Origin of the sequence: Streptomyces cyaneus, from assembly GCF_004028635.1 — a bacterium.
GTDB classification, from domain to species: domain Bacteria; phylum Actinomycetota; class Actinomycetes; order Streptomycetales; family Streptomycetaceae; genus Streptomyces; species Streptomyces cyaneus.
On record NZ_RQJW01000010.1, the window covers coordinates 267550 to 285359 of the forward strand.

Annotated in this window: 12 protein-coding genes; 4 read left to right on the forward strand and 8 right to left on the reverse strand. The window is 69.1% G+C overall.

The window, feature by feature from the left end:
• Nucleotide 1: 1 nt before the first annotated feature.
• The 5 genes from EHO50_RS33460 to EHO50_RS33480 all read right to left on the reverse strand — a co-directional run bounded on the left by EHO50_RS33460 (nt 2) and on the right by EHO50_RS33480 (nt 6847).
• Complete coding sequence (locus EHO50_RS33460; RefSeq protein WP_128434993.1) at nt 2–850, reverse strand: carbohydrate ABC transporter permease; 849 nt, start codon at nt 848–850, stop codon at nt 2–4.
• Nucleotides 847–1830, reverse strand: coding sequence for a carbohydrate ABC transporter permease (locus EHO50_RS33465; RefSeq protein ID WP_128434994.1), 984 nt, complete (start codon nt 1828–1830; stop codon nt 847–849). Before EHO50_RS33465 ends, EHO50_RS33460 begins: the two co-directional genes overlap by 4 nt.
• A 19-nt stretch (nt 1831–1849) precedes the next feature.
• Nucleotides 1850–3094: a sugar ABC transporter substrate-binding protein gene (locus tag EHO50_RS33470; protein WP_128434995.1), complete on the reverse strand. Its 1245-nt coding sequence runs from the start codon at nt 3092–3094 to the stop codon at nt 1850–1852.
• A 141-nt stretch (nt 3095–3235) separates the two neighbouring features.
• Entirely contained in the window at nt 3236–4291 is a 1056-nt protein-coding gene (locus tag EHO50_RS33475; RefSeq protein WP_128434996.1) for a LacI family DNA-binding transcriptional regulator, read from the reverse strand.
• A gap of 546 nt (nt 4292–4837) precedes the next feature.
• The gene (locus EHO50_RS33480; protein ID WP_128434997.1) at nt 4838–6847 is read right to left on the reverse strand and encodes a glycoside hydrolase family 31 protein; all 2010 of its coding nucleotides are present in this window, start codon (nt 6845–6847) and stop codon (nt 4838–4840) included.
• 28 nt (nt 6848–6875) lie between these two features.
• Between EHO50_RS33480 and EHO50_RS33485 the strand changes: the two genes are divergently transcribed.
• The gene (locus tag EHO50_RS33485; protein WP_128434998.1) at nt 6876–7319 is read left to right on the forward strand and encodes a hypothetical protein; all 444 of its coding nucleotides are present in this window, start codon (nt 6876–6878) and stop codon (nt 7317–7319) included.
• A gap of 205 nt (nt 7320–7524) precedes the next feature.
• Here EHO50_RS33485 and EHO50_RS33490 read toward each other — a convergent pair whose 3' ends face one another.
• Genes EHO50_RS33490 through EHO50_RS33500 form a run of 3 tightly spaced genes read right to left on the reverse strand, consistent with a single transcriptional unit; the run spans nt 7525 to nt 10717 of the window.
• Nucleotides 7525–8346, reverse strand: coding sequence for a carbohydrate ABC transporter permease (locus EHO50_RS33490; RefSeq protein ID WP_128434999.1), 822 nt, complete (start codon nt 8344–8346; stop codon nt 7525–7527).
• Nucleotides 8346–9380, reverse strand: a complete 1035-nt coding sequence (locus EHO50_RS33495) for a carbohydrate ABC transporter permease (protein ID WP_128435000.1) — start codon at nt 9378–9380, stop codon at nt 8346–8348. Before EHO50_RS33495 ends, EHO50_RS33490 begins: the two co-directional genes overlap by 1 nt.
• On the reverse strand, nt 9377–10717 hold the full coding sequence (locus EHO50_RS33500) for an extracellular solute-binding protein (RefSeq protein WP_128435001.1): 1341 nt from the start codon (nt 10715–10717) through the stop codon (nt 9377–9379). The genes EHO50_RS33495 and EHO50_RS33500 overlap by 4 nt, the downstream gene beginning before the upstream one ends.
• Before the next feature lie 562 nt (nt 10718–11279).
• On the opposite strand from EHO50_RS33500, the gene EHO50_RS33505 reads away from it, so the two are divergent.
• The 3 genes from EHO50_RS33505 (at nt 11280) to EHO50_RS33515 (ending at nt 17791) form a co-directional block, all read left to right on the forward strand.
• Nucleotides 11280–12797 carry an alpha-N-arabinofuranosidase gene (locus EHO50_RS33505; RefSeq protein ID WP_128435002.1) on the forward strand — a complete coding sequence of 506 codons (1518 nt, stop codon included), beginning with the start codon at nt 11280–11282 and terminating at the stop codon, nt 12795–12797.
• A 120-nt stretch (nt 12798–12917) separates the two neighbouring features.
• A complete protein-coding gene (locus tag EHO50_RS33510; protein ID WP_128435003.1) occupies nt 12918–14453 on the forward strand; it encodes a glycosyl hydrolase family 28 protein in 1536 nt (511 codons plus the stop codon).
• Entirely contained in the window at nt 14450–17791 is a 3342-nt protein-coding gene (locus EHO50_RS33515; RefSeq protein ID WP_128435004.1) for a putative Ig domain-containing protein, read from the forward strand. The genes EHO50_RS33510 and EHO50_RS33515 overlap by 4 nt, the downstream gene beginning before the upstream one ends.
• The last annotated feature ends 19 nt before the right edge of the window (nt 17792–17810 follow it).

A 17810-nucleotide genomic window follows, 5' to 3' on the forward strand; every position in this document is an offset into this window, starting at 1 on the left:
GTCAGTCCTTGACGGCTCCGGCGGTCACGCCGGCGGCGACGTAGCGCTGGGCGAGGACGAGGATGACCGCGGCCGGCAGTGAGGCCACGACGGCGGTGGCCATGATGGCGTTCCACTCCTGGTTGTTGTTGCCGATGTAGTGGTAGATGCCGAGGGTGATGGGCTCGTGGGCGCCGCCGTTGACGAGCGTGCTGGCGAAGACGAAGTCGGACCAGGACCACAGGAACGCGAACAGGGACACCGTGACGACGGAGTTGCGGCTCATCGGCAGGACGATCGACCAGAAGGTGCGCAGGGCCCTGGCTCCGTCCATCGTCGCGGCTTGGAGTAGTTCGCCGGGGATCCCGGACATGAAGGCGGTGAAGATCAGTACGGCGAAGGGGACGGCGAGCGTGGAGTCGGCGACGATCAGGCCGGGCACTGACTGGAGCAGACCGAGCTGGAGGTAGATGGCGTAGAAGCCCATCGCCATGATGATGCCGGGGATCATCTGGGCGACCAGGAGGAGGAAGCTCAGTACCCCACCGCCGCGCGGACGGAGCTTGGCCAGCGCGTAGCCGGCGGGGGCGGCCAGCGTCACGGTCAGGGCCACGGTGCCGAGGCCGATGACGAGGCTGGTGCCGAGATAGGGCAACTGCTGGTCCAGGACTGCCCGGTAGCCCTCCAGTGTGCCGTGCATGGGCAGCAGGTCGGGCGGGCCCTTGCGCATGTCCTGCTCGCGGGTGAAGGACACGTTGAGCATCCAGTAGACCGGGAAGAGCATGACCGCGGTGAGCAGGAGTCCGGTGGCCGTCTTCCACCTGGTGCTGCGTCCCCGGCGCGGGCGGAGTGCGGTTGTGACGGTCGTCATGAGGCGTACTGCTTTCGCTGGACTCGGAGGTAGACCAGGCCGAAGACCAGGGCGGCGACGACGAGCAGGTTGCCGACGGCCGCGCCGGGGCCGAAGGCGGGCAGGAGGTTGCCGAAGCCGAGCTGGTAGGACCAGGTGGCGAAGGTGGTGGAGGAGTCGGCCGGGCCGCCCTTGGTCATGATCCAGATGATGTCGAAGACCTTGAGTGTGTAGACGAGGCCCAGCAGGAGGGTGATGGCGGACACCGGGCGCAGCAGCGGGAAGGTGATGCGCCAGAAGCGCTGCCAGGCGTTCGCCCCGTCGAGGGCGGCGGCCTCGTACAGGCTCGCGGGGATGGACTGCAGGCCGCTGTGGAGCACGACCAGGTTGAAGGGGACGCCGATCCAGATGTTCGCGATGATTACCGAGGTCAGCGACCAGGACGGTGAGGTGAGCCAGTTCACCGGGTCGATGCCCACGGCGTGCAGGGCGGCGTTGACGACACCGGAGTCGCTGTTGAGCATCCATGACCAGGTGGAGGCCGAGACGATCAGTGGCAGCAGCCAGGGCACCAGGAACAGGGCCCGCAGGGTGGCGGAGAGCCGGAAGTGCTGGTGGAAGAAGACCGCGAGGGCCAGGCCGATGACGTACTGGAAGACCAGGCACACGGCGGTGAACACCACGGTGTGCAGCAGAGCCGGGGCGAAGACCGGGTCGTCGAGGACGGTCTGGTAGTTCTCCAGGCCCGTGAAGGGCGCGTCGCCCTGGACGAAGGAACGGACCGTGTAGTTGCGCAGGCTCAGGTCGATGTTGCGGTAGAGCGGATAGGCGTAGAAGAGGGCGAGGTAGAGGGTCACCGGGGCGAGGAAGGCCCAGGCGGCCCACTGCTGGGAGGCCGGACGGCGCCGTGCTCGCGCGGGGGCCGGGGGCGGGGCGGCGGTCGCCGCCCCGTTCCGGCTCTGCACCGGCCGGCGGTCCGGCAGCTGTGTCGTGTGCTTCATCGTCTGGCCGGAGTCCTGCTTACTTGACGGCCGACTGTGCCGAGCCGAGCGCGTCGTTCGGCGACGCCGACCCGCTGAGGGCGGACTGGACCGCCTTCCACATCTGCTCGGAGATCTTGGGGTACTTGGTGCCCAGGTCGTCACTGGTGCGTCCCTTGGCGGCCTGGACCGCGTCGACCCAGGGCTTGAGGTCGGGGTTGGCAGCCACCTGCTTGTCCTGGACCTCGGCCGTGGGGGCCACGTAGGAGAGCGTCGTGTCGGTGTCGAGCAGGTTCTGGCTGTTGGTCAGGCAGGACACGAGCTTCTGCGAGGTGGCGTAGCGGCCGGTGTCGCCCTGGACCGGGATGGTGACGAACTCACCGCCCGTCGGTGCCGCAGCGTCACCTCCCGAGGTGCCCGGGACGGGGATGACCCCGTACTCGAAGCCGGCCTTCTCGGCGCCCGCGAGCTGCCAGGTGCCGTTCTCCGCGAAGGCGTAGTCGCCGCTCGCGAACTCCTGCCAACTGGTCGTCTGGGTGTTGTTGATGACCGAGTTGGGGGCGTAGCCCTTGTCCAGCCAGTTCTTCCACAGCGACAGCGCGGAGACCGCCTGGTCGGAGTCGAGTGCGGCCAGTTGGGCTCCGGAGCCCCAGAACCAGGGCAGGAACTGGAAGCTGCCCTCCTCCGTGCCGATCGCGGAGAAGGTGATGCCCTTCTTGCCCGCGTTCTTGACCTTCGCGAGCGCCGCGGTCAGCGACTTCCAGTCCTTGACCGAGGCGATGTCCACCCCGGCGTCCTTCAGTACCGCCTTGTTGTAGTAGAGGGCGAGGGTGTTGGCGCCGATCGGCGTGCCGTACGTCTTCCCGCCCGACTGGCCGGCCGCGAGGAGGTTGGGGTTGACCTTCGAGGTGTCCAGCTTGTTGTCGTCGGTCGTGGTGAGCACGCCCGCCTCGGCCAGGGTGGACACCACGGGGTTGTCGACGATGAGGACGTCGGGGGAGTTGTCCTGCTGGGCCGCCAGTAGCGTCTTGTTCGTCAGGTCGCTGGTGTCGAACGCGGTCCGCTTGATCTTCACGCCCGCCTCGGTGCCGCACTTGTCCAGCAGCTTCGCCCAGGCCGAGGTCTTGTCGAACTGCGGGTACGGGTCCCAGATGGTGTACGTGCCGCTGCCGGCGCCCTTGGTGTCGGCGCTGCCCGCCCCGGAGGAGCACGCGGAGGCGCCGGCGGTGACGGTGACGACGGTCAGGATCGCGGCGGTGAGACGCCGTCTGGCAGGTCTGTTCATTGCGTGTTCCTCATGGTTTTCGGCACAGGTGTGCCCTGGGAGGGGTGATCGGGGCCTGATCGGCTCGCCGAACCGGGCGGTGAGCCCAGCAGTCGGCCGGTATGGGGTGCGGAAGGTGAAGGGGAGTGTGCGGGGTGACGGTCAGGGGTGCATGGGGGCGCCGAGGTCCGCAGCGGGGTCGCCGGGCGTGGTGCCGGCGGGTGCGGTGCTGGCTCGCAACGAGATCGGCGGCGCGAGCAGGTGATGCCGGGCCGGTGTGTCGGGGTGGTCGAGACGTTCTACGAGCAGGTCAACGGCGAGGCGGCCCATCTGTTCCGCCGGTACGTCGGCCGCGGTGAGCTGCGGGGTCACCGTCTCCGCCCACCTGCTGGCCACGACCCCGGTGACGGAGAAGTCACGCGGCACATGGCGGCCCGCCTGGGCGAGCCCTCGGTAGAGGCCGCCGAGAGCGGCCTCGTTCAGGGTGACCAGGGCCGTGGTGGCGGGGTCGTCGTGCAGGATCCGCTCCAGACAAGCCTGGCCCGAGGCGGCGTCGTCCCCGCAGCAGTACGTCCGCACCGCCAGCCCGCGTTCCGCCGCGGCCTTGGTGAACCCGTCGAGACCGCGGTGGGCGGACTCGTACCCGGCCCGCAGGAGCTGCTCGGGCCGGTTGACGAAGGCGATCCTGCGGTGGCCCAGGTCCGCGAGGTGGTGCACACAGGCCGCTGCCAGCGCCGTGTGGTCCAGACCCACCCACCAGCCGCCCTCTGGGTGGGCGGTGCGGCCGATGGCGACGGAGGGGAAGTCCACCGCGGTGAGGTGGTCGAGCCGGTCGTCCTGCAGCCGGATCTCCATCAGGATCGCGCCGTCGACCCGCCGCTCGCCCAGCAGCCGCTGGAACGAGCGGTCGCTGTCCGCACCGCTCGGCGAGAGCAGCACGTCGTAGTCGTACGCCGCGGCGGCCTCGGTGACGCTGCCGATGAAGTCCAACTGCATGCCGGTGTAGTGGTTCCCGGCCGGCGGGAAGACCAGACCGATGGTGTTGGTCCGGCCGTTGGCCAGGGCCCGCGCACTCGCGTTGGGCTGGTAGCCCAGCTCGTCGATGACCCGCTGGATCTTCTGCCGGGTGTCCTCGGACACGGGGCGCTTCCCGCTCAGAGCGTAGGACACGGTGCTCCGCGAGACACCGGCCCGTTTGGCAATCTCACCGATGTTCACGGGCGCTCCTTGCCGATGGGTCGAACCGGTTCGATGATTACAGGGGGCGAAATCGGCAGTTGCCGATCGTCGAACCGGTTCGCGTGAAGTGAAGTTAGGAGTAACCCGGACGGGTGTCAACGCCTCGCGCCGAATTTCTCGTAACGGCCCGGAAACGTCGCGTGCGGCGGTGTAATGCCTGGCCTGTCCAGGTGTACACCCGATCACCGGCAGGGCAGGCGCCGTTTTCGAGGAAGGGGAACACCCGAACCCGTCAGGACGGGCGCACGTACGCGGCCGAAGGGATCCGTATCGCGGGGTATTGCTGGCCGGTTTCGGCGGTGCTAGCTTCATCGAACCGGTTCGACGTCGTCGAGGGTCATGGCCAATTGCCGGTGCCCGCGGGCGGCGGGAGCCCGGATCTCCCCGCGTTCGGTCGCCGGGCTCCCGCAGATGCGCGCAGCTCCCGCCCGGAAACTCGGGGCGGGAGCTGCGCCTGCGGGCTTGGGTTATCCGGCCTTCTCTTCGGATCGGTTCATCATGCTGCCAGGGCAGGCGCTCAGGTCATCAGGCGGTGAGCTCCGTGAACGCGGCCGTGACGGCGGCGCCTTCGCGGACGAAGACCGGGATACGTTCCAGTGGCGCGGGAACGTCGAGCGTGGTGCCGCCCCCGTGGATCTCGCCGGTTGCGGTGTCGGTCCAGCGTGCGCCGGCCGGGAGGTGGACGGAGCGGTTGCGGCCTCCGGCCTCGGCGACCGGCGCGACGAGGATGTCAGGTCCGAGGAGGAACTGGTCGTCGACGGTCCAGGCGTGTGCGTCCTCGGGGAAGCCGAAGAACAGGGGACGCATCACGGGCGCCCCGGTGCGGTGTGCCTGTTCGGACAGCTCCAGCAGATAAGGGCGCAGCCGCTCGCGCAGTCGCAGGTGCGCGGTCAGGATCGGGTATGCCTGGTGACCGTATGACCAGACCTCGTTCGGGCCGCCGGTCATGTCTGCGGAGAAGGTGGGGTGGTTCGGCGCACGGTCGCCGTGCAGGCGCATGAGGGGGCTGAAGGTGCCGTACTGGAACCACCGGACCAGCAGTTCCTGGTACGCCGGGTCGGTGGGGTCGCCGCCGAGGAAGCCGCCGATGTCGGTGTTCCACCACGGGATGCCGCTCATCGCGACATTCAGTCCTGCCCGGATCTGCTGGGCCAGCGACTCGAAGGTGGGCTGGATGTCACCGGACCACAGGGCGGCGCCGTAGCGCTGGCTGCCTGCCCAGGCTGAGCGGACGAGGCTGAGCGGACGCTCGTCGCCGGCCTCGTTCAGACCTTCGGCGACGGCGCGGGCGACCAGCTTCCCGTAGAGGTTGCCCACCTGGGTGCCGGGGCCCGCCGAGTAGGCGGCGCGGGCGGCCAGTTCGGAAGGCATGTCCGGCTCGCAGGCGTCGAGCCAGAAGGCGGAGACACCGAGCGAGTGGTAGTGCTCGCTCAGCTGCTGCCACAGGTGGCGGCGGGCGGCCGGGTGGGTTGCGTCGAAGTAGGTCATCGACTGGTAGTCCGTGCCGTGGCCGCGGGCGGGCCAGGGGAAGGTCAGCAGGCCGCCGTGGCTGTCGCCGACGAGGAGGCCGGCGTCGCGCAGCGTGTCGTGGTTGCTGCTCCCGGGACCAACGGTGGGCCAGACGGACACCGCCAACCTGACGCCGAGCGACTCCAGTTCCTTGATCATGGCGTCTGGGTCGGGCCAGTCGGTGGGATCGAAGTCCCAGTCGCCCATGTGGGTCCAGTGGAAGAAGTCGCAGACCATCACCGACAGCGGCAGTCCACGTTCCTTGTACTCCCGGGCGACCGCCAGGAGTTCGTCCTGCGTGCGGTAGCGCAGCTTGGACTGCCAGAAACCGGCCGCCCAATCGGGCAGCAGCGGCGGGTGCCCGGTGGCGTCGGCGTATGCCTCCATGATCTGGCCCGGGGTATCGCCCGCAGTGATCCAGTAGTCGATCTGGTGGGCCGAGTCGGCGACCCAGCGGGTGGCGTCCCTGCCCAGCTCGACCCTGCCCATCGCGGGGTTGTTCCAGAGCAGGCCGTAGCCGCGGGAGGAGTGCAGGAACGGGATGGTGACCACCGTGTTGCCCTGGACCAGATCGATCACCAGGCCCTTCTGGTCGAGATAGCCGTGCAGGTGCTGGCCCAGGCCGTGGATCCGCTCGCCGTCGTATGCCTCGAAGCGCTGCTCGATGCGGTGGGTGCCGTCGTCGAGCGGTGCGTAGGAGCGCGCCTGCGGGCACGCCTGGTAGGGGCGCTTGTCGGAGAGGAGTTCGCGGCCCGTTTCCGTGTGCAGGAAACGCAGCGAGCCGTCCTGGCCGGCCTCCACGGTGAGGCGGCCGTTGACTATGTGGGCGCTGCCGTCCGGGTGCGCGGTCGCAGTGGCGGCGGAGTCTGCGGCGGGGATGTCGAGGGCAGCGGGGAGTGTGTCGTCGGGGGCTCGACCGGCGCGGGCACGGACCCGGACCGAGTGCGGCCCCCAGGGTTCGATGAGGAGGACCTCGTGCGGGGTGCGTCGTTCGAGGACGCCGTCCTGTGCGGTGAAGACGGTCATGACGGGGGATGCCTCTCGGATCGGGAGCATGGCGATGGTCGACGCCGACCGTCGGATGAGGTTCCAGGGCAGCGGCGCCGACGAGGAGGGCAGCGCACCCCACGTGATGCTGCTTGCGCAGCGAGAAGGTGGGCCGCCCCGGGCCGCCCGGCTCGGTCATGATCGGGGCGATGACGTCGACGAGTCGGGCGAGCGAGGCGGCGGCGACCCGTCGGCGAGCAGCGGCAGAGCGGTCGACACCGAGTCGGCGACCGCGGGGTCGAACGACGGGGACGCGCCCTCCGGGGAGGCACGGCGCGACGTGCCGGTCCTCGAGGACACGCGCGGCGGGCCGCTTCCGGTACCAGACGTTCCACTCGTCGAAGGAGAGGTCGACGCGCTTGTTCGACTTCAGCAGCGGCGCCGGCCGCGGCCTCAGGTCCGGCCGATGTCTCTGGACCGGGCCGGACGTCGATTCCGCCCGGCGTGGTGAGGATGCCCTCCAGGCAGGTGATGCCACCTGCGCCCGCGCCAGGGCAGCAGCCCTGAGGCGTCGGGCGACCGGGGGTGGCCGTGACCGGGGTGTGGGCCGGGTGCGGGCCAGGTGCGGGGCGCCACGCACCGAGAGCGTCCGCCCGGTCCGCCCGGTGCCTCGGGCGTCGGTTATGGGGGGTCCCCTTTTCGAGGAACTGGGCCGGTCACTTGAGTCCTGATGTCGCGGTGCCGGAGATAAAACCGCGCTGGAGGATGAGGAAGAGAACCAGGACGGGCACGATGTAGGTCACGGCGCCCGCGGCGACAAGGGTGTAGAGCCCGGTGCCGTGTTCGTTGACGTATCCGCCGGCAATCTTGACCGCGAGGGTGGTGCGGTCGTCGTCCAGGAACAGGGCCGGGCCGACGTAGTCGCCCCAGGACCAGCTGAAAGTGAGGATCACGCTGGTGGCGATGACGGGCCAGGACTGCGGGAGGAAGATCCGCCAGAAGATACGGATCTGCCCGCAGCCGTCGATGATCGCCGCCTCCTCCAGTTCCTTGGGTATACCCGTGAAGAACTGCCGGAAGAGGAAGATCAGGAACGGTGCGCCGCACAGACCCCACAGCACCCAGGGCACATACGTGTTGACCAGGCCGATCTTGGCGAACAGCAGGTAGGTCGGGATCAGCGTGATGATCGCCGGCATCATCATCGTCGACAGCAGGAGTCCGAAGACGATCCGCTTGCCGGGTGCGTCGAGGCGGGCGAGGCCGTACCCGGCCCAGGCCGAGGCCAGGGTGGTCAGGGTCGAGGTGATGACGGCGATCGTCAGGGAGTTGCGGGCGTAGCCGAGGTAGTCGAAGAAGGTCAGGGCCTGGGAGAAGTTCTCCGGGGTCAGGTCGTGCGGCCACCAGTGGATGGGGACGGCGCGCAGCTCGGAGGGGTCCTTGAGCGCGGTGATCAGGAGCCAGCCGAAGGGGCTGAGCATGAGGACGAGCGCCGCGACCAGGAGCATGTAGACGACTTTGCGTCGGGCGATGACCATCACTTGCCTCCCGTCTTACGGGACGTGGCCTTGTCCTTGGCCTGCTCGGGCTCCACGGAGTAGAAGACCGCGCCCTTACTGAGCCGGAAGACGGCGTAGGTGACTAGCATGATGAAGAGGAAGAGCACCCACAGCAGAGCGGAGGCGTAGCCGTAGCGGCTGTTGGCGAAGAACTGGGCGAAGACGTTGATCATGATCAGGTTGTTGCTCTCGGGAACGGAGCCCACCCCCTTGGGGGTGGGGTCCAGGGCGATGAGCAGCGGCAGGAAGGTCTGCAGCGCGCCGATGATCCCGGTGACGACCTGGAAGAACAGCACGGGAGAGAGCAGGGGCAGGGTGATCCGGGTGAAGGACTGCCACCAGCTCGCCCCGTCCATCAGCGCCGCGTCGTGCAACTCCCGGGGGATGTCCTGCAGGCCGGCCAGCGAGATGACCATGACGTTGCCCGTGCCCCACAGCGTCAGCATGATCAGTACGTAGCGCGCGTACGGATCGGCCAGCCAGGCCACGCCGTTGACGTTGAGGAGGTCGAGGACGCCGTTGGCCGCACCGGAGTCACGGTCGAAGATCAGCTTGAAGGTGAGGGCGGCCCCGACCGGTGGCACCACGGCGGGCAGGTAGAGCAGGGTGCGGAACAGGCCGCGGGCCCGGATCGGCTGGTTGACCAGGACCGCGAGGAACAGTCCCGCGATGATCGTGAGCGGCACCGTGATCGCGGTGAACAGGCCGGTGCGGCCCAGGGAGGCCAGGGTGTCGGGATCGGTGAAGACCTCCCGGTAGTTGGCCAGGCCTATGAAGCGGGTGTTCGGGGACAGGCCGTCGGAGTTGGTGAAGCTCAGCCACAGGGCGTAGCCCAGCGGGTAGGCCGTCAGACCGAGGAAGCCCAGGATCCAGGGGCCGAGGAAGACGTAGAAGGCCCTGTCCCGGCGGGTCCGCCGGGACAGGGTCACCCGTGCCCGGCGTCCGCTCGTCCCGCGGTCCGCCGCCCGCGCCGAGGCGGGCGCGTGCGGTCCGGTGAGCTGGCCGGTGCTCACCCCACCAGCTCCTTGCCGCGCGCGAGCTGTTCGTTCATACGGGAGTTGAGCGCGTCCGCGACCTTGCCGACCGCGGTCCCCGACTTGATCGCGTCCGGGAGCACCTTGGTGAGGATCGCGTTCAGGGCGTCGATCTGGGCGTATGGGCTGACGGGCAGTACGGAGATGTACGGCAGTTCCTTCTCCTGGACCGCGTAGGCCTGCTTCTGCAGTGCGGTCTTCTGCGGCAGCTTCGGGCGCATCGAGTTCAGGGTGGGCAGGCCCCAGCCGCCGTCAAGGCGCCGCTTGGCGGGTGCGCCGGCGAAGTACCACTCGAAGAACTTCCAGGCCGCCTCCTTGTTATTGGCGTCCTTGGGGATCCAGAAGCCGGTGCCGCCGAAGATGGGGCTGACCCGGTGGCTGCCGAGCTGCGGGGCGGGGGCGAAGCGGGAGACCTCGGCCAGCTTGTCGTCGGTGGAGACGATCCCGCCGAACCAGTGGCCGCTGGTGGTGATCGCCATCCGGTTGGCCTGGTAGGTGGGGCCGTCCCAGCCGTCTGGGTTGGGATTGACGAGGCTCGGGCCGACGTCCGCCTTCGCGTAGTCGATGTACCACTGCAGTGCCTTGCGCGCCTCGGGTGAGGAGAAGTCCACACTGGCCTGGTCCTCGGCGATCAGACGTCCGCCGGCCGACGCGGTCATCCACATGAACGACGTGAGGCTGCCGCCGGCGCTCAGGCCGTACACCTTCACCTTGCCGAGCCGGCGCTTGGTCAGCCGCTTGCCGATGTCGAGGAGTTCGTCCATGGACAGCGGCTCGGTCTCGCTGAGCAGGTCGAGGCCGGCCTCCTCGAACACGTCGGTGCGGTACCAGAGCATGCAGTCCTGGGAGTAGTCCTGGGCGAGGCCGTAGCGGGGGCCGGCGCCCTGCTTCTCGCCGTCGTAGCGCCACACGTCGTTCGCGTCGGCGAGATCGGACGGCTTGAGCACCTCGCTCTTGGCGAAGTACGGGTCCAGGTCCGTCATCAGGCCGCGCGCCGCAAAGTAGGGCGCCTCCATCGCGCCGAGGCCGCGGACCAGGTCCGGCGGATTCTTGCTGGAGAGCATGGCGTTGAGCTTGGTCACGTCGTAGGTGATGAGCCGCAGGTTCACACCCAGCGTCTTCTCGATCTCCTTCTTGCCCTTCGCGTCCCACTCGTCGACTTTCGCCATGACGGTGAGCGTCTTGCCGCTGTCGGATCCGCTGCCGGAGTCGACGGAAGCGGCACAGCCGGGCAGGGCGGCAGCGGAGAGAGCCGCACCGGCGGAGGCGGCGAGGAAGCGGCGCCGGTCGAGGGAGCCTCTGTATGAAACGGGCATGACGGTAAAGCCTTTCGCGCGGGTTGAGGGCAGGGGTGTCGGGGAACGGCGCTGCCACGCGGGGAGGACACGCGGGGAGGGCGTCAGGGCAGCGTGAAGGAGGCGCTGTCGTGCACCCGGACGTGGCGTACGGCCTGGTGGGCTGCTGCCGAATGCACCGGTGAACGCCGAGAGTTGATGGACCGGCACTTCGTCCGTGTGGCGTCACGCCCCGGAACGCCTGCCACGGGAAACCGGTTGGGAAAACTTTCGGCGAACGCTAGGTGCGGTCTCCGAGTGGTGTCAAGGGTTCGGAACATCCCAAAAACATGGGTCCGACCGGGCGTTCACGTCCGCCGAGGTGACCTTGGTGCAAGCCTCTTGACTCTTGCGGTGTGACGGTGGCAGCTTCTTTTATCGCTACAAGAAACCGGTTACTAACTGTTTCGAAACCTCGAACAAGGCAGCCACAGTCGGGGATCGCCGCGCCACCCCTGCTCGCGCCCCGCAACAACGCCCCGCCACGACGCCCCGCAACTCATCGCGCCCCCACGCATCTCCCCATCGACGCAGGAGTACGTCCGTGTCCCACGCCACCGCGGTGATCAACCTCGACATCGAGGGCCCGACGATCAGCCGCCATCTCTACGGCCACTTCGCCGAGCACCTCGGCCGCTGCATCTACGGCGGTTTCTGGGTCGGGGAGGACTCGCCGATACCCAACGAAGGAGGCATCCGGCTCGACGTCGTTCAGGCGCTAAGGGCCCTGAACATCCCCAACCTGCGCTGGCCGGGCGGCTGTTTCGCCGACGAGTACCACTGGAAGGACGGCATCGGCCCACGCGACCAGCGCCCCCGCATGGTCAACTCCCACTGGGGTGACGTCGAGGAGAACAACCACTTCGGCACCCACGAGTTCATGGCCCTGTGCGAACTGCTCGGCACAGAGCCCTACATCAGCGGCAACGTCGGCTCCGGCACCGTCCAGGAGATGAGCGAGTGGGTCGAGTACCTCACCCGTGACGGCGACAGCCCCATGGCCCGCCTGCGCAGGGCCAACGGTCGCGACGAGCCGTGGCGCGTGAAGTTCTGGGGCATCGGCAACGAGACCTGGGGCTGCGGCGGCAACATGCGCGCCGAGTACTCCGCCGACCTGGCCCGGCAGTACGCCACGTACTGCCGCGACCACGGCGACAACAAGCTCTACCGCGTCGCCTCGGGTGCTTCCAACGACGACTACAAGTGGACCGAGACGCTGATGCAGCAGATCAGCTGCTTCGGCTGCGAGGCCACCCCGAAGAACTTCTTCCAGGGCCTGTCCGTCCACTACTACACGATCGCCGGCCACTGGGAGGCGAAGGGCAGCGCGACCGTCTTCGACACCGACGACTACTACCGCACGATGGTCGCGGCCCGTCGCACGGACCGCATCCTGACCGGCCACTCCACCGTCATGGACGTCTACGACCCCGGCCGCATGGTCGGCCTGGTCCTGGATGAGTGGGGCACCTGGTGGGACGTCGAGCCCGGCACCAACCCCGGGTTCCTGTTCCAGCAGAACTCGCTGCGCGACGCGCTCGTCGCCTCCACTCACTTCGACATCTTCCACAAGCACGCCGCACGCCTGTACATGGCCAACATCGCCCAGACCGTCAACGTCCTGCAGGCGATGCTCCTCACCGACGGCGAAGCGCTGGTCCTGACCCCGACGTACCACGTCTTCGAGATGAACAAGGGCCACCAGGACGCCACCTCGCTCGCCGTCCACCTGGGCGGTGACGACACCCGCCGCACGGTCGGGGACACGGAGCTGGAGACCCTGTCCGCCTCCGCGAGTGTCAAGGACGGCCACGTCCTGATCTCGCTGTCCAACCTCGACGCCGAAGAGCCCGTCGAGCTGACTCTCGACCTCCGCGGCCGCGCCATAGGCGGGCCGACCGCCCGCATCCTGACCGCCGACCGCCTTCAGGACCACAACACTCCTGGCACACCGGCGGCGGTCAGTCCGCGCCCCTTCGACGATCTGAAGGCGACCGAGCAGGGGCTCACCCTGACATTGCCGCCCCACTCGTTCGTCACCGTCCGGGCGCCGCTGGGCTGACCTGCCCGGCGCCGTGTTCCCCGTGGGGCCCGGGCCGGCCGCGCACCGCTGCCCGCCGTCGGCTCCGGGGCCTCAAGAGACCCGTTCCCAGCCGTACTTCATCCTGACAAGGAGCCGCACATGAGCACCGACCTGACCCGTCGCAGAACCCTCCAGGCCGCCGGAGCCGCCGCCCTCGCCGCCGGCCTGTCCTCCCTGACCGCCACGGCGGCCCACGCCGACGGCACGGCGGGCGACAACACCGCTCCCGGGCCGAAGCTGGTCACCTACCCGATACCGTCCGGCGTGGCCACCCAGGCAAGCTTCAAGGTGCGGGTGCGCACCGCTCCCGACGGAGAGTGGCAGACACTCTCCTGCTACGCGCCGGGCACGAAGGAGATCAACCCCACCACGGGCTCCGGCAAGGTCTGGGGTTCGTCGATGGTGTACTTCGACTTCCAGGGCTCCGTCGAGGTGGAGGTCACCTACCTCAAGGGCGGCACCACCAAGGCCCGGGTGCGACCGGACGCGCTCGGCATCAAGCCCGAACTCGGCGGTGACACCCTGGTGTTCACGCTCGACGAGCCGAAGGACGTCGTCGTCCAGATCAACGACGAGATCTTCGACTGCCTGCACGTCATCACCAACCGCGTCGAACACCACGCGCCGGCCGCGGACGACCCGGACGTCATCTACTACGGCCCCGGTCTGCACACGATCCCCGGCGACATCCTCTACGTCCCCAGCGGCAAGACCGTCTACCTGGCGGGTGGCGCCGTCCTCATCGGGCAGATCAACTTCAAGGAAGCCGAGAAGTCATGCCTCCGGGGCCACGGTGTGCTGGTGCCGCGAGGCAATGTCGGCGGCGTCCAGCTGACGCAGAGCAAGAACATCCGCGTCGAGGACGTCATCCTGCTCGGCAACGGCCTGGGCTGCTGGGAGGCCGACGGCGGCCTGGTCAAGAAGGTCCGCGTCTTCACGTGGGGACAGTGGGGCGACGGCCTCCCCCTCTACAGCTCCAAGAACATCACCTACGACGGCTGCTTCGTGCGCAGCTCCGACGACAGCCACTCCATCTACGCCCACCGCGGCGAGTGGTACGGCGACACCCGCAACATCACCATCAAGAACGCCACCCTGTGGGCGGACGTAGCGCACCCGGTCAACGTCGGCACGCACGGCGACAGTGACAACCCGGAGGTGATCGAGAACCTCGTCATCAAGAACGTCGACATCCTCGACCACCGCGAGCCCCAGATGAACTACCAGGGCTGCATCGCCCTCAACGCCGGCGACTCCAACCTGATCAAGAACATCCGCATCGAGGACGTCCGGGTCGAGGACTTCCGCTGGGGCCAGCTTCTCAACTTCAGGGTCATGTTCAACAAGACGTACAACACCTCGGCCGGCCGCGGCATCGAGGACGTCTACATCAAGAACCTCACCTACACAGGCTCCCGCGCCGAGCCGTCGCTGTTCCTCGGCTACGACGCCGACCACGCCATCAAGAACGTCACCTTCGAGAACCTCGTGGTCAACGGCACGGTCATCGCCGACACGATGCGCAAGCCGCGCTGGTACTACACCACCGACGCCGTGCAGTGGTACGCCAACGAGCACGTGACCAACATGAAGTTCCTGACCACCGCCGAGGCCGAGGCGGCCGCCGCGTCATGAGCCTCCCCGCCACGAGCCGCCGGGGTTTCCTCGGCGGCACGGCGGCCCTGCTGCTGGCGGCGGGCGCGAGCGGACTGCTCGTGCCCACCGCCGCCCGGGCGGCCGACCAGAACAACACCGGCAGCAGAGCCTTCGCTCACCCGGGGCTGCTCCACACCGCCGACGACCTCGCCCGCATGAAGGCCGCGGTGGCTGCCAAGGAGTCGCCGGTCTACGACGGCTACCTCGCCTTCGCCGCCCACGCCCGCTCGAAGTCCACGTACCCGATCCAGAACACCGGGCAGATCACCTCCTGGGGCCGCGGTCCCGCGAACTTCCAGAACCAGGCTCCCGCCGACGCGGCCGCCGCCTACCAGAACGCGCTGATGTGGTGTGTCACCGGCGAGCGCGCCCATGCGGACAAGGCCCGCGACATCCTCAACGCCTGGTCGGCCTCCCTCACCATGATCACCGGTGCGGACGGCCCGCTCGGCGCAGGCCTTCAGGTCTTCAAGTTCGTGAACGCGGCCGAACTGCTCCGCCACAGCGGCTACGACGGATGGGCGGACGCGGACATCGCGCGCTGCGAAGAGTCCTTCCTGGACGTCTGGTATCCGGCGATCTCCGGCTACATGCTCTACGCCAACGGCAACTGGGACCTGACGGCGATTCAGTCCATCCTGGCCATCGGCGTGTTCTGCGAGGAGCGCACCCTCTTCGAGGACGCCCTGCGCTTCGCCGCGGCCGGCGCCGGCAACGGCAGTGTCCGGTGCCGGGTCGTCACCGACGCCGGCCAGGGTCAGGAGAGCGGCCGCGACCAGGCCCACGAGCAGCTCGCCGTCGGCCTCATGGGCGACGCCGCGCAGGCCGCCTGGAACCAGGGCGTCGACCTGTGGGGCTTCGACGACAACCGCATCCTCGCCAACGCCGAGTACGCGGCGAAGTACAACCTCGGCGGCGACGTCTCCTTCACCCCCGACCTCGACCGCACCGGCAAGTACATCAAGACGACCGTCTCCGACAAGGTTCGCGGCACCCTGCCGCCGGTCTACGAGATGTACTACGCCCACTACGCCGGCGTCCGCGGCCTCGACACCCCGTACACCAAGGCGGCCGTCTTCCGCGGCACCGGCGGGACCCGCCTCGTCGAGGGCAGCAATGACGACCTGCCCAGCTGGGGGACGTTCGCGTACGCCGGGACGAAGGCGCCGGATCCGACCGTGCCGGCTGTCCCGGCGGGTGTCACGGCGGTGGGCGACGCGGACGGCACGTCGATCACCGTGGCCTGGCTGCCGTCCGTCAACGCGACGACGTACAGCGTCCGCCGGGCCGCCAGGCCCGAGGGGCCGTACGAGGAGATCGCGTCGGCGGTCGACGGTACGTCGCATACAGATGCCGGCGTGCGGTCCGGGCGTACCTACTACTACACCGTCACCGCCACCAACTCCCTGGGCACCAGCGCCACATCGAGCCTGGCCGCCACCACCGCCGGTCTCCCCGACCCCTGGGGCACCCGGGACGTCGGCGACGTGAAGATCCCGGGCTCCGCCGCCTTCGACGGCGAGCGGTTCGTGCTGGAGGCGAGCGGCACCGCCGACACTCACCGCATCGTCCACCTCCCGCTGCGCGGCGACGGCACGGTCACCGCCCGGATCGTGTGGCCGCTCAGCTCCCAGTACGCCAAGATCGGCGTCACCGTCCGGGCCGGCCTCGACACGGACGCAGCCCATGCCTCGATGCTGATCCAAGGGCTGCCGCTGCACACCTGGAGTGGCGTGTGGACCGTACGCCCCTCGGCCGACGCGGACATCTCCGCCACCGGCAGCACCCCCGTGCCGCCCTCCCAACAGGACGCGATCACGGTGAACGCGTCCTTCCCGATCACCGGCCTCGGCACCCTGCCGGAGTCGGCGACCCCGCTTGAGGCCCCGTACGTCGAGGGCGCGGGCGACGGCTACCGGCTGCGGGCGCCGTACTGGGTGCGGGTGACCCGGCAGGGCCGCTGGTGCACCGGGGCGATCTCGCCGGACGGCATCCGCTGGACCCAGGTCGGCTCCAGCGAGGTCGAGTTGGGCCACTCCGCGTACGCGGGCCTGGTCCTGAGCTCCTGTCTCGGTGTCGACCAGGACTACGCCGAGACCGGCACCGGTGCCTTCGACAACGTCACCGTGACCTCGGCGTCGGGTGAGGTGTGGTCTGTGCCCCGCCCCGCCGGTGCCGCCACCGGCCTCACGGCGACCGCCGGTGCGGACGCCGTGGAGCTGGCCTGGACCGACCCGGACCTCTCCGCCCGCTACAAGGTGCTGCGCGCCAGGGACGCCGACGGCCCCTACCACGTCATCGCGACCGGCATCGGCCCGGTCGGCTTCGGCACCCGCATCCGGTACCCGGACGCCACCGGCACGCCCGGGACGACGTACCACTACACCGTCACGAAGACGAACGCCGGCGGACGCGGCCCGCTCTCGGAGTCGGCGGCGGCCTGTATGCCCGCCCCCTCCACGCCTCAACTCGCCTCCGTGGCAGCGGCGTTCGCCAACAAGGGCGTTCCGTTCCGGCACCTCCTACGTGCCTCGCACGAGCCCGTACGGTTCACCGCGGACGGCCTCCCCGACGGTCTGCGCATCGACAAGCGCACGGGTCTGATCTCCGGAACGCCCACCGAGTCGGGGGAGTTCACGGTCAGGACCACCGCGGGCAACGCCTCCGGCGAAGGCACCGGCACGCTCACCGTCACCGTCGGCACACCCCCGCCGACCCCCTGGACGTACGGCGACCTCGGTGACCCCGTGCTCGACGAGCGCGCCTTCGGGACGCTGGGCGTGGTCGCGATCCGCACCCCGGGCAGCACGTCGTACGTCGACGGCACCTTCACCGTGCGCGGTGCGGGCGTCGACCTGACCGCCAACAACCAAGGGATGACAGGCCAGTTCGTCCGGCGACCCGTCACCGGCGACTGCGAGATCACCGCCCGGCTCGGCTCCCGCACGGGCGCGAGTGCCGACCAGGTGGGACTGCTGATGGCCAAGTCGCTGTCGCCGTTCGACCAGGCCGCCGGGGCGATCGTCACCGGCGGGACGACCGCGCAGCTGATGCTGCGCACGACCGTCGCCGGACGGTCGAACTTCACCGGGAACGGGACAGCCACCCTCCCCGCCCTGCTGCGGCTGAAGCGCGTCGGGACCGCCTTCACCGCAGCCCTGTCCACCGATGACGGCGCCACCTGGACCACCCTCGCCACCGGCGAGATCCCCGGGTTCGGTGACGCCCCCTACTACGTGGGCCTCGTGGTCTGCTCCCGTAACCAACTGGCCCGCTGCACCACCGCGTTCAACGAGGTGAGCATCACCACCGACTGATCCCCCACGGATTGGAGTG